The following is a 13,373-nucleotide window of genomic DNA, read 5'->3' as shown; positions in this document are numbered from 1 at the left end:
ACCGTCAGCCCAAATATCAGGAGAATGCAGGATGATACAAGCGAGAGCTTGCACTTGTACAAGTGAAGGCCAACGCTTGTACAAGTATAAGGTTACGCTTGTACAAGTGTAGGCTCTCACTTGTACAAGCGTAAATCATTCATTATCAGCAGGGAATTTCTTTATAAAAGAACAAAGATTAGACTACCCTCACTCGGAAAAGAATCGGCAGGCCATGCTACCAACCAAGAAGGGAGAGTCCGGCTGCTTCGTACCACGCAGTGGAGCGATAGGCTATATTGGCAGCCCTCACTTCATAAGCGGTAGACTCGGAAGGAATGTAGTGCGTCACTCCATTAGCGCGGGGTTGCATTGGGAACATTCCTTCAATAGAATCGAACTTTCGTCCAACGAACATAGAGAAGTTCTTTTCGGTTGTATTCCAATAACCGAGGGCAGATGCAAAAGCCTGCTTCCACGCCTGATAGCCGGCATCATCTGTCAGATATTCCATCATTTCCACCATATCGAAATAACCGACATAACTACTTATGGAAGTACGTTTATCGTAATCAAACACTTTGGAACGAAGCTCCGAAACACCCATACCGCTCTGCAAAACCTGCTTTGTAGCCGCCGCCAGTTTCTCCAACTCTGCCGTTTTTAAAACAGTAATGGAAGTCCCCCCCGTCCAATTATCGTTTGATATACCGATACCACCTGTATAAATCTCATTATAGGCCTTAAAATACTCCTCAGCCATGCCGACAGCAGCATTCGATTTAAACATCAATGGCACAATCCTGTCATAAGGAGCACCCGGCCCCGGATTTTCTGTTGGCGACCCCATATAATAATCAGTATATTTGCGTACCTCGTAAGCCACCTCAACAGACATCATAAAACAAGCGTCGAACATGATAAACTCCAGGTGTGGAGCCAATTGCAGCACTTCCACCAAACCGGAGATATTCATTCTGTCATCACCATTCCCCCTATCCTGCCCTATCCAACGGGTTCTGGGAATTTCCAAAGGATATGGAATCCATCCGTCGCAATGCGACCAGTACACCAGCCCGTAGCTATCAGCCGGATATTCTTGGAAAGCACGGCTCAACACTTCTTTCATAACCTGTGTTTCCGTAGACACCTGTTCATCATATTCTTTAAGTATCTCCTTTGTCACTTTCCCACTGCCGTCTTTGTGTATGCGAAACAAGACGGGCTTATCGTTATTATCCAAATAAACCAACAAGTTATGAAGCGAGGAATCGACAGATTTCATTCCTGCCATCATTTCCTCCACATCCTTAGTCGCAAAATCTTGGTTATTGTAATTTTCATCCAAACCATTCTTATCTGCCACGATATAGACCAGCACCGTACGGCTTCCCTCGGCCGGAGGAGCAGGACACTCCTTCTTTTCACATCCGGTCAACAAGATGGAAAAGAATATTCCCATTAAAAGATGAAAATCAAATTTCATAATCATTCGTTTGAGTTTTAAACACAAGGATTATTCCTGAGGCTTCTTGAACTTAAAAGCAGAAGGCTCTATCCCTTGAAGCAGCAACCCTGTACTCTTTTTATACTTCCCTTTCACTTTGGCAGCTTCTTTTTCCAGCTTCTTTTTGTTCTCGGAAAAATAAATCATACAGGTGTAGTCAGGCTTTTTAAAATCAGCTTCCAAATAATTCTTCAACTGATATGTGTATAACTCCCTCTTGGGCAAGAAACCATTCTTGTCTAATTCCACACTATCCAACAACTGGATTTCCGTATAATACACAATTGAATCATTGAAAGAGGCAGCCACTCCAAAGGCATATACCGCCTTCTCTTTATTCTTCATTGTAAAAGCCGGGCACAATGCAAAAACCAAAGCCACGGCACAAAGTATGCGAACGTATTTCATGAATTAATTAAAAGTTTAGTAATAAACCGGAAAGCTATTGACAAAAATCAACAAGCAATCGCGGCAAAGATAAGAAAAAAACCGCATGCTCCGAAAAGCACACGGTTTTTAATTCTTTCTATAAGTCGGAAATCAATATTTCTTATTTATCCCAAATAAGATTTGAGCAATTTGCTACGATTACTTTGTCTTAATCTTCTGATTGCTTTTTCTTTAATCTGGCGTACACGCTCACGGGTCAAGCCGAATTTGTCGCCGATTTCTTCTAATGTCATTTCCTGTTGTCCGATACCGAAAAACATCTGTATGATTTCTTTTTCGCGTTCGGTTAACGTAGAAAGAGCTCTATCAATTTCCCTCGCAAGAGACTCGTTCACCAAAGAGCGGTCGGCCATAGGAGAATCATCGTTGACCAACACATCGAGCAAACTGTTGTCTTCTCCTTCTACGAAAGGTGCGTCCACCGATATGTGGCGTCCTGACACCTTCAACGTATCAGAGATTTTGTCAACAGGGATTTCCAGTTCTTCGGCAAGCTCTTCGGGAGACGGACGGCGCTCGTTTTCCTGTTCAAATTTAGAAAAGGCCTTACTGATTTTATTCAGCGAACCTACCTGATTCAACGGAAGACGCACAATGCGCGACTGCTCTGCCAAAGCTTGTAGAATGGACTGGCGTATCCACCATACTGCATAACTGATGAACTTGAAACCACGTGTTTCATCGAACTTCTCGGCAGCCTTGATCAGTCCTAAATTACCCTCATTAATCAAGTCGGGCAAACTCAAACCTTGGTTCTGGTACTGCTTGGCTACAGATACAACGAAACGCAGATTGGCACGTGTCAGTTTTTCCAATGCAACACGGTCACCCTTGCGGATGCGCTGAGCGAGTTCTACCTCCTCTTCAACAGTAATGAGGTCTTCGCGACCGATTTCCTGCAAATACTTGTCAAGAGAAGCACTCTCTCTGTTAGTGATACTTTTGGTAATCTTAAGTTGTCTCATTCTTAAAAACAGATTTGGGTTGCAAAGTTACTACAAAATCTTTTGTTACAATAATTTTATCTTCACTTTTTTACCTAATTTATATCTCAACCATCATAACAAAAAAGATGTCGACAAATATCTTGCCGACACCTTCTTTTTGGTTTTATTCGCTAATATTAGAGCCTCTTTAGTAAATTCTCGCTCTAACCCTATTTGTATCCTGACAATCTTTACCTTTTATTTCTTTATTCTTGAGTCAAATCCACGGCATACATGGCACGTTTTCCTGACGGGAACATACCGGTGATGAACAAACCTTGTTCAGGTGACTTTCTCGCCTCTTTCATGATTTTTTCCAAGTCGTCCACCGTCTTTACCGACTGACCGTTCGCTTTCAGGATAATAAAACCCTTACGGATTCCTGCATCGGCCATCTTGCCATTAGTAACACCCGTTACTTCCAAGCCATAAGCCAAATTCAACTGTTTCTTCAAAGCGTCTGATATCGGTTTAAAGGCTGCACCAAGAATTTCCATTCCGGCATCTTTAACTACTTTCGTGGTGCCTTGTTCATTTTTCAGCGTCACCGAGATGGTTTTCTCTTTCTTGTCGCGCATCACTTTCACCTGTACTTTGTCGCCCGGACGATGTTTGGCCAGCAACTCCTGCAAGTCGGCAAATTTATGAATAGCCTTACCTTCCATACCCACAATCACATCATCTACCTTCATATCGGAACCGGCAGCAGAACTTCCTTCCATAATTTCACGTACCCAAAGACCGTCTACCACGCCAAACTTCTCGCGAGCCTCTTTCTTGACATCGCTGAATTTCTTGCCTGTCTTATCAGCCATTTGCGTATCGCCCGGTTCTTCCGTAAGGCTTGTTATCGTCACACCCAGCTTCACGCGTTGAACCGTGCCGTATTGTTTCAAATCGGCCACAACTTTCTTCATTATACTGGTAGGAATGGCAAAACCATAACCGGTATTTGAGCCTGTAGGCGAAAACAAAGCTGCGTTAATGCCCACAAGTTCGCCGCGTGCATTTACCAACGCCCCGCCGCTATTACCCTGATTAATGGCAGCATCCGTCTGAATATACGATTCGATACTCTGTTTGCCGGTTGCCTGCCCCATGCCCAAAGAGCGTGCCTTAGCACTGACAATACCGGCCGTTACCGTAGAAGTCAGATTAAAAGGATTTCCTACCGCAAGTACCCATTCGCCTACTTTCAGTGCATCCGAATCACCTACCGGAACAGTGGGGAAATCATCTTCTCCTTCAATCTTAATCAATGCCAAATCCGTTTCTTCATCCGTGCCGATGATACGCCCTTTAAACTGACGGTTATCATTCAACGTCACGCTGATTTCATCAGCACCTGCTATCACATGATTGTTTGTCACGATATAACCGTCTTTGGAAATTATAACGCCCGAACCGAAACCGGTACGCTCCGGCGTCTGCACCTGACGTTTCTGTGTTCCGCCACGATTGCCAAAGAAGTCACCGAAGAAGTCGAAGAACGGGTCGCGCACTTCTACCTCCTGAACTTTGGACGATTGGGTAGAACGGATATGAACCACACCATGAATCGAACTTTCGGCTGCTTGCGTCAAATCAACAGGTTGTAAAGCGGCGGCACTATATGAAGCCAACCGGACATCAGGATTCTGCTCAAACATTTCATCGAACGTACCTGAGGCAACCGACGCCTCGCTCTTCAACATTTTATAAGTAGTAATGCCGGCCACTCCTGAACTAAGGAGTACAATAGCCGCAACTCCAAGAATGTTTTTTGTTGTCTGTTTCATACTAATTTCTATTCTTTAAACTGTTAATATCCGGGTTTCATTTAACATTACGACGTTAAAATAACGACAAAAAACGTTCTGTTATTCCCCTTGTCACTCTTTTTTGTTCTCTTTTAACAGAGGATATTTAGGACTTAACAGCGATTAACGGCAAAGACTGACAAATTAGCATTTATGCACGATTGCCGACTGTTAAAAGACTGACAGATAGTGCATAAAAACAGTATATTGTATCTCAGTAGTTCAGGTAATCAATATCCATGTGATAGTTCCACTGCGGAAAATAAAGGTTACCTCCCTCCCACTCCACTTCACCACGTTGGAAATCAACCGTCTCGCTACGAGGATATTTCTTTGCGGGAACCAACGGCATGCCATAATCCGTATTCACAATCATGCGCCAAGAGTCGATGCCACCCAAAAAGAAATACGTTTCATCCGCATCACGGGCAAAGGCAGGAATGCCGAATGACTGGTCGACAGGAACCCAGCCTATGCCTTCAAAGTAGATTTCCGCCCAGTCGTGCAGATTCCATGCATTCGGATGCATCATGAAACCGCTTTGGAAATGTGCAGGAATGCCACTGATACGGCAGAGAGTGATGAACAACAGACTGACCTGCCCGCAATCGCCATGACGATTATCCAGCACATATTCCGGGATATTCTCAATCGTAGAGTATTCTCGTGCCGAGGCCCACGGAAAATTATCGTTCACCCAACGGAAGATGCGCTTTGCTTTCAGATACGGATTGGTTTCTCCGGCTGTCAATCTGGCAGCAAGTTCGCGCATGCGGGGCGAAAAGATGATATGTTTCTCGCGTTCGGCCGTATATTCTTTATAAAGAGGGGTTGTAGTATCATAAGGCAATACGTCTTCCGGCTTCAGGTTGTGCCACTCGCCGTATGTAGTAAATTCAAATGTCTCGGAAAAGATTGTGGGTTCTCCTTCGACAGCCCGCCGCTCCATATACAACGTAGTATGACGACAATCCTGCGGAGACAATACGTATTCCGATTCACTGGCAGAGATAAGCCTGACATCCTGCTGGCGTGCCTGGTCCGTACGGGGATAAGGCAACCAACAGCGGATGATTTTCCCCGCAGGCACGGCATTCGTATCAACCGTCAAGGTATAAGTGACACGCATACGCTTCGGCGCCACAAGCTTTTTCGCCTCTTTCTTCACGGCAGAGATAATTTCGGGCAGATTCTCCATATTTACCTTCTCGCTGCCACTTAGCGCTGTTCCTTCCTTGCCCGTCTTGATGTCACGGCAAACGGAATCTATACGAAAAAGATTAGGCCCTGCATTGCGGAAATAGCGTTTCTCGCCATCCAGCACCATGTATTCCAAAGCCTTGACATCTTCCCACTGTCGCATTTGCCCGTCGGTCACGTCGGGAATGTATTTACGAATATAATCTTTCACTTGCGCCTCTGTCAGACAGAAATCAGCAAGCAGACGTTGGTGCAGGTCATCATCCCAATTGTATCCCTTGCTCCCCTGCTTGGTGTTGCATGCGGAAACCAACACGAACAGAGATACGATGTACAACAGCTTTCTCATAATCTCCTTTTATAATTTTACCACCCCGATACCCGGCAAGTCGGGCAGCGTAATCTTACCTTTTACCACTTCCATGCCCTCGAAACGGTCGTTCGCAATCAGCAAGTTGCCATCCAAATCGGCAAAATCGACTGCCGGAGAAAATTGCGCGGCAGCAGAGACGGCACACGAAGTTTCCGTCATGCACCCCACCATCACTTTCATGTCCAACGCGCGCGCCAAAGTCACCATTTTCCAAGCCTCGCGCATGCCGGTACATTTCATCAGTTTGATATTGATACCTGTAAAGACACCTTTCAGGCGGGCTACATCTTTCAAGCGCTGAATAGATTCGTCGGCAAATACCGGCAACGGACTTTGTTCGGTTACCCATGCAATGTCGTCCAACTGTTCCTTGGGCATCGGTTGCTCTATCATCACAATGCCTTTTTCCTTCAGCCAATGTATCATGTCGAGGGCATATCGTTTGTCTTTCCAACCTTGGTTGGCATCGATGGCAATCGGAAGATCCGTGACCGAACGGATGGTTTCAATCATTTCCTTATCATTGTCACGCCCCAGTTTCACTTTCAGAATATTGAAGCGCTCGGCACATTCTTTGGTCTTTGCACGTACCACATCGGCCGTATCAATGCCGATGGTGAAAGTTGTGGAAGGAGCTTTTTCCTTGTCCAATCCCCAGATTCTATACCATGGGGCTTGCAACAGCTTGCCCACAAGGTCGTGCAGGGCGATGTCCACCGCCGTCTTGGCGGCAGAGTCGCCGGGAGACAACGTATCGATATAAGCCAATATATCCTCCAGTTGGAATGGGTCGGCAAACCGTCCGATGACATCCTGCACTTTCTTCAAAAAAGCCATCACGCTATCCACTGTACCCAACTCATGTTGCAGATAAGGCGGCATGGACGCTTCGCCATACCCGATAATGCCGTCATACTCTATCTCTACCTGAATGTCAGGGGTAGTGGTACGGGAATATGTGGCCACGGTGAAGACGTGACGCAATTTCAGTTCATAAGGAAAGAAACGCAGTTTCATTTTAGGAGTGACACCCATACGGCTGTTCACATTGAACAAGGAAGGTTGATCGTTACCTCTGGCAAATACATTGTTGATGGCCAAGCCTGAGCCAAGTGTGGCAAAAGCGGCGGTTTTCAGGAATTCTCTTCTGGTTGACATAGTCGGGAAAAACCTCTCCACCATCCCTCCTCCGCAGGAAAGGGAGGTTTGAAGTTACTTTAGTTTATGGTTATACATACGGTTAACAAGAGTCGTTACTCCATCTCCCTACGGGGAAAGAGCCGATAATACCCATTCGTCGCTGTAGTATTTATCGATTTCTCCTTATTTATATAAGGTAATACGCGCGTGGCAAACAGCAATCGGCCCAGATTATATTCATCGAACAATTCGTCATCGGGATTGAAACTGCTGATGCGCACATCGCCTTGCGAATGGATGAAACGCTTGTTCCCGATGTACATTCCCACGTGTACGACACGTTCCTTACGTTCGGACGTTGCTTTGCGTCCGAAGAAAATCAAGTCTCCCGGCTGCAAGTTGCCGAAATCGGAAGCAATGTCGATATGCTTGCCGACGTATGCCTGCTGAGAAGCATCGCGCGGAATGATGATGTCGTGCATAAACAGAACGGTACGCATAAAACCACTGCAATCCACGCCTTTTGAGGAAGTCCCGGCCCAAAGATAAGGTATTCCCATCATGGAGCAGGCCGTGGCAATGATGCTCGCCGCATCTTGCTTGAGAGAAACGCGCCATTTCTTCTCAGGCATAGCGAGCGATTTGGAGATGTACCCTTCGCGACCATCCGGATAGGCCACTCTATAAAAAGCCCCTTTCGCACCCACCCACCTCAAACGGTTTCCGGCAACAACGTCAGAAATGGTCTGCGAGGCCGCGTCGGGTTTTGAATAGACGAAACCGTAATGCGAGGTCACCACAATCTTCTCCACCGCGTTCCATGCAGCCAGTTCCTCTTGCGTGACAGGGTGAACACCTACACGGTGCACCCATGCTATGTAATCATCCGGTGTCTGAATGCGATACCAACCTTCACGTTGCAGTATCCTGACCGGCATGCCCATCAATCCCTGTGTCATCATCTCCGATGAAAAATCGGCATCAGCACGAAGATTGCACACCGATACATTGACAATGCCATAGGTTTTGCCCTTAAGCTCCTGCTCATCCGGAAGCACCCGCAAACAATCCATCACTTCGTATCCTCTTTTTGCCAAACCTGCCAGCAGTGCCACCTTTGCTTCAGCCGAAGTGGTGACACCACGCAACATTACGTTCTTCCCCGAAAAAGAATAATCCACATCGAACAAAGCCACACGCTTGTCCGGCGCAAACTTCCGTTTCAAGCTGTCAGACAATTGTGCCACTTCAGCAGGAATGGTACGGTCTCCTACTTCTGAAGCGACAGCAAAAAGCGGAATTAATAGAGAAATAAAAAGGATAAAGGAAAACTTTTTCATCGGCCACTGTTTTTTGAGTATTACTAATGTTAGCAAAGCTACAAATTAATTCCGAAAGAGATACATCTTTTCAGATATTTTAAGTACAAAGAAAATATCGATAGCATCTATACACAAAATCCGTCCTTCATACTCCCGTATGTAAAGAAATCTGATTTTCCAAATTTGGTTTACTAAAATCCCACTCCATTTTTACTAAAAACCGGACGGATTTTTACTAAAAATTCCCCGAAAACTTAGTAAAAATTCCCTCGATTTTTAGTAATTTCCCACAAGGCTGATTTACAAGGAGTTACAAAAACAGCTTTTGTTGTGTTTTTTCCATATCCGTATCATGGGAATAACAATTAATCATCCAAGGAAATCTAAAACAGACTCTATGCAGATTCTAAATCCGCTTATTTGCGATTAATCGCTAAATTGTTGTATCTTTGTTGGCTATAAAGCAGTTGGTCGGTCTGCCGCCTGCACCATGTGCGTGCATGAGGAAAGTCCGGGCAACACAGAGCATCCCACTTCCTAACAGAAAGCTGTCCGCGAGGGTAGAGTAACGCAGAAGAAAATAACCGCCGCAACCGTTGGCTGCGGTAAGGGTGAGAAGGTGAGGTAAGAGCTTACCGGCCTTGTGGCGACACAAGGGCTGTGCGTCTTGGGAGTTGTAAGGTCATGTATACCGGCGTTATGAGGGTTGCTCGCCCCATGTCGGAGGGTAGACCGCTAAAGCCGTATGGCGACATGCGGCTCAGATAAATGGCAGGCACTTCTAAATGGCGAGAAACGAAGGGTCGGAGATGAATAATCCCCGGCACAGGACTTTCTCTTCGGCAGAAGAACAGAACCCGGCTTACAGACCGACTGCTTTTTCCTTAAAAAATTGCCAAGTTCATGAATAAGCGCATTGCCATACTCTGGAAGTTCCTGACCTACGACATCTGGCGTATTACGGAAGACGAAGTCACACGGACCACTTTTTCCCTGTACAATGTCATCAAGACAATTTACCTCTGCGTCAATCGCTTCACCAACGACCGGATAGTAAACAAAGCCTCGGCCTTGACATACAGCACACTGCTTGCCATCGTGCCGATTCTTGCCATCCTCTTTGCCATTGCACGCGGATTCGGGTTCGACAATCTGATGGAAAGCCAGATAGTCAGCGGCTTCGGCGGCCAGACGGAAACAACGGAAATCATATTGCAATTTGTAGACTCCTATCTGTCGCAAACCAAAAACGGAGTATTTATCGGTGTAGGTCTGGTGATGTTGCTGTGGACGGTTCTCAACCTTATCAACAACATGGAGATAACCTTCAACCGCATCTGGCAAGTGAAGAAAGCACGCAGCATGTATCGCAAAATCACCGATTATTTCTCCATGCTGCTGTTGATGCCTATCTTGATCGTTCTTTCGGGCGGTCTTTCCATCTTCATGAGCACGATGGTGAAGAACATCGAAGACTTTACCCTGCTCGCCCCTATCGGCAAGTTCATGATACGCCTCATACCCTTTGCCCTGACATGGTTCATGTTTACGGCATTGTACATCTTCATGCCCAATACAAAGGTAAAGTTGAAACATGCCCTTCTATCCGGCATATTGGCAGGTACGGCACATCAGGCTTTTCAGTTTCTTTACATCAGCAGCCAGTTGTGGGTGTCGCGCTACAATGCCATTTACGGTAGCTTTGCCGCCCTTCCGATGTTTCTGCTGTGGTTGCAAATCTCTTGGACCATCTGCCTCTTCGGTGCCGAACTGACCTATGCAGGACAGAATATCAGAAACTTCAGTTTCGACAAAGACACGCGCAACATCAGCCGGCGCTACCGCGATTTCATCTCTATCTTGATAATGTCTCTCATAGCCAAGCGCTTTGCACAAAACGAAACGCCCTATACAGCCGACAAGATATCCGAAGAATGCCAAATCCCCATCCGCCTGACCTACAAAGCCCTTTACGAATTGCAGGAAATCAACCTCCTGCACGAAGTGATGACAGATGAAAAAAGCGAAGACATTGCTTACCAGCCCTCTATGGATATCAACCAGCTGACCGTGGCTCTATTGCTCGACAAATTGGACACACACGGCTCGGAAGACTTCAAGATTGATAAGGACAATGAGTTCAACAGCCAATGGGAGGTATTAGTGAAAGCGCGAGAAGAATATTATGAGAAAGCCGGCACTATATTGCTGAAAGACTTGTAATTCTTCCCCTAAAAAGAGGAGAACAAGCTGAAAAAACCTGTCACTCCTCCTTCCGAAACCATTCAAGAAAGGATAAAAGGAATCGATCCGAAAATAACAGATTAGAAATTCCCGTTCGCACAGAACGAAAAACCCGCAGGCTGCACAAATCAATAATTATTATAGGAAATCACTTTTTCTTTCGGCTTCCGCAGTTTCTTTCGCTTCTCTTTCAGTGGATAGCCGACAGCAATATCAAGCAAAAGACGTTTATTGGCAGGAATGCCGGTGAGTTTTTTAATGTCCTTTTCATCGAACCAGCCCAAGATGCAAGAGCCCAATCCTTCGCTCTCCGCAGCCAAAACGATATGTGAGGCAGCAATACCGATATCAATCAGCGGGAAATACTTATCCTTGATTTTAGCACCCAGAAAAGAGGTGACATTCATAGACTCTTCCACAATCAGGATATGAACAGGAGCATCTTTGGCAAACTTATTCATCCCCAAGCCAGCGGCAGCTTTACCTACTTTGGCCGATAACTCAGGATCTGTAACGACTACAAACTTCCACGGTTGCGCATTGCACGCAGAAGGTGCCAAACGGGCAGCTTCCAATATCCGTTCCAGCTTCTCCGGCTCCACAACACGAGCCTTATCATACGCCCGATCACTCTGGCGAGATGCCGCCAACTGCAAGAAATCCATATCTATTAATAGCTTGCTAAAAATGAATCACAAAAGAAATCACTTATATTGTATCATGCGGCTGATATACTTACCGATGATATCAAACTCAAGATTCACCACACTGCCAATCCGGAAAGCATGGAAATTGGTATTTTCAAAAGTATAAGGAATAATAGCCACTTGGAAAGTATCTTCGGTAGGGTTGCATACGGTCAGACTAACTCCATTGACCGTTACCGAGCCTTTATCCACCGTGATGTATCCCCGTTTTGCCATTTCTTTGTCAAAAGCATACTTGAAAGTGAAATAATAGCTCCCCTCCGCATCCTTTATGTCGACACATGTGGCAGTCTGGTCTACATGCCCCTGAACGATATGTCCGTCCAAACGTCCGTTCATCATCATGCTACGCTCCACATTCACTTCGTCTCCTATCTCCAGCAGACCAAGATTGGAACGCTCCAGTGTTTCTTTCATCGCCGTTACGGTATATGTATCATCCGTCAGGCTGACTACTGTAAGGCAAACACCGTTGTGAGAAACACTCTGATCTATTTTCAGTTCATTTACAAATGAACACTTAAACGTGAAATGCACATTCTCTTGGTCTTTGACCACGCCCACCAACACGGCACATTCTTCTACAATTCCGGAAAACATTGTCTTATTATTCTTTTAGTTATTTCTTATAGTCTCTGCAAAGATAAAAAAAGAGCTTCATATTAGACATAAAAAAAGGAAGCTTTTCACAAAGCCTCCTTTTTCAGTTTTCAATAGGTATTAGTTTTTTTTAAGGTAAAAAGATTGTTTTCAGGATAACGGTGCAAATATAGACGCTTTTCATGATACCAACCAAATTAAAAAACATGTCTTATAACATCTTTTCGGAAAACGGTTTAGTATAATTATCATTTCAAAGTACTTTTCTACATTTGCAGGCGTCTTCAGGGGGCAAATATAAGACTATTTTTGATGAAACCCTGAAATTATCCTAAAATATGGTCTATTTCTTGTCCTCCGAGTAGTTCTCGTCCGTTTTACCACTATGTTTTAACACTTTGGCATCAATAAAGAACACAATTCCCTCTGCAATATTGGTAATATGATCGCCTGCACGTTCCAGTTTGCGGAAAACGCTTATCAGATTCAGGCAAAAGAGGGTGCTTTCCGGACAACGATTGATGTAATCGGCAAGAACAGTAGTGGCATCTGCATTAATTTCATCCAACAGCTGATCTTTGGCAAACACCGCAGTAGCCAGTTCCTGACTCTCTTCCTGAAGCGCCTGCTTAGCCTGTTCGAGCATGGCAAGCACCTGCGAGATCATCTCTTCGAGGCGCAACTGCTTTATCAAATCAGCATCCAGCGCCGGTTCATTGCAATTGATGGCAAAACGTGCAACTCCTTCGGCAAAATCGCCCAAACGCTCCAGATTCGTATTGATCTTGAGCATAGCAAGCACAAAACGCAAATCGACAGCCACAGGGTTGTAAAGCGCTATAACATCTTCCACATCACTGTCTATCTTCAGTTCAAAGGCATTGACACGGCGTTCGCGCACCAACACCTGTTGCGCCAATTTCCGGTCCAACGTAAGTACGGCATCACCGGCGCGTTCAAGCTGATTATACACCAAAGTCCACATTTCGTCTATTTCCTTTTTCAATAAGACGAGCTCCGATTCAATAAATTTCATCATAATATTTCTATTGATTTTTTGTATGCA

11 protein-coding genes and 1 other RNA gene are annotated in these 13,373 nt (G+C 45.3%); 2 read left to right on the top strand and 10 right to left on the bottom strand.

Going from position 1 to position 13,373, the window contains the following annotated elements; all coding sequences use genetic code 11:
- Positions 1–217: 217 nt before the first annotated feature.
- From EV202_RS09135 to EV202_RS09105, 7 genes are all read right to left on the bottom strand, one after another.
- Positions 218–1,465: a clostripain-related cysteine peptidase gene (locus EV202_RS09135; RefSeq protein ID WP_106043464.1), complete on the bottom strand. Its 1,248-nt coding sequence runs from the start codon at positions 1,463–1,465 to the stop codon at positions 218–220.
- 30 nt (positions 1,466–1,495) lie between these two features.
- Positions 1,496–1,894: a hypothetical protein gene (locus EV202_RS09130; protein WP_106042790.1), complete on the bottom strand. Its 399-nt coding sequence runs from the start codon at positions 1,892–1,894 to the stop codon at positions 1,496–1,498.
- Between the two features lie 146 nt (positions 1,895–2,040).
- The gene (locus EV202_RS09125) at positions 2,041–2,901 is read right to left on the bottom strand and encodes a sigma-70 family RNA polymerase sigma factor (protein WP_106042788.1); all 861 of its coding nucleotides are present in this window, start codon (positions 2,899–2,901) and stop codon (positions 2,041–2,043) included.
- A 227-nt stretch (positions 2,902–3,128) separates the two neighbouring features.
- Positions 3,129–4,700 (bottom strand): trypsin-like peptidase domain-containing protein, encoded by a 1,572-nt coding sequence (locus EV202_RS09120; protein ID WP_106070159.1) that lies wholly within the window; start codon positions 4,698–4,700, stop codon positions 3,129–3,131.
- A 235-nt stretch (positions 4,701–4,935) separates the two neighbouring features.
- Entirely contained in the window at positions 4,936–6,270 is a 1,335-nt protein-coding gene (locus EV202_RS09115) for a transglutaminase-like domain-containing protein (RefSeq protein WP_106070158.1), read from the bottom strand.
- Positions 6,271–6,279: 9 nt separating this feature from the next.
- Positions 6,280–7,452 (bottom strand): dipeptide epimerase, encoded by a 1,173-nt coding sequence (locus tag EV202_RS09110; RefSeq protein ID WP_131926826.1) that lies wholly within the window; start codon positions 7,450–7,452, stop codon positions 6,280–6,282.
- Positions 7,453–7,547: 95 nt separating this feature from the next.
- On the bottom strand, positions 7,548–8,774 hold the full coding sequence (locus EV202_RS09105) for a C40 family peptidase (RefSeq protein WP_131926824.1): 1,227 nt from the start codon (positions 8,772–8,774) through the stop codon (positions 7,548–7,550).
- 445 nt (positions 8,775–9,219) lie between these two features.
- On the opposite strand from EV202_RS09105, the gene rnpB reads away from it, so the two are divergent.
- Both rnpB and EV202_RS09095 read left to right on the top strand, forming a co-directional pair.
- Positions 9,220–9,637: RNase P RNA component class A (rnpB, locus tag EV202_RS09100), an RNA gene on the top strand.
- 22 nt (positions 9,638–9,659) lie between these two features.
- Complete coding sequence (locus tag EV202_RS09095; RefSeq protein ID WP_131926822.1) at positions 9,660–10,979, top strand: YihY/virulence factor BrkB family protein; 1,320 nt, start codon at positions 9,660–9,662, stop codon at positions 10,977–10,979.
- A 149-nt stretch (positions 10,980–11,128) separates the two neighbouring features.
- On the opposite strand, the gene EV202_RS09090 is transcribed toward EV202_RS09095, so the two are convergent.
- From EV202_RS09090 to phoU, 3 genes are all read right to left on the bottom strand, one after another.
- Complete coding sequence (locus tag EV202_RS09090; RefSeq protein WP_106070154.1) at positions 11,129–11,665, bottom strand: nitroreductase family protein; 537 nt, start codon at positions 11,663–11,665, stop codon at positions 11,129–11,131.
- Between the two features lie 39 nt (positions 11,666–11,704).
- Positions 11,705–12,307, bottom strand: coding sequence for a riboflavin synthase (locus tag EV202_RS09085; RefSeq protein WP_106070153.1), 603 nt, complete (start codon positions 12,305–12,307; stop codon positions 11,705–11,707).
- 343 nt (positions 12,308–12,650) lie between these two features.
- A complete protein-coding gene (gene phoU, locus EV202_RS09080) occupies positions 12,651–13,346 on the bottom strand; it encodes a phosphate signaling complex protein PhoU (protein WP_131926820.1) in 696 nt (231 codons plus the stop codon).
- Positions 13,347–13,373 lie beyond the last annotated feature (27 nt).

The sequence above is a fragment of the Prevotella heparinolytica genome (genome assembly GCF_004342845.1).
Classification (GTDB): Bacteria; Bacteroidota; Bacteroidia; order Bacteroidales; family Bacteroidaceae; genus Bacteroides; species Bacteroides heparinolyticus.
Note: the sequence above shows the minus strand (reverse complement) of the source record. Positions and strands in the feature narration are given on the sequence as shown.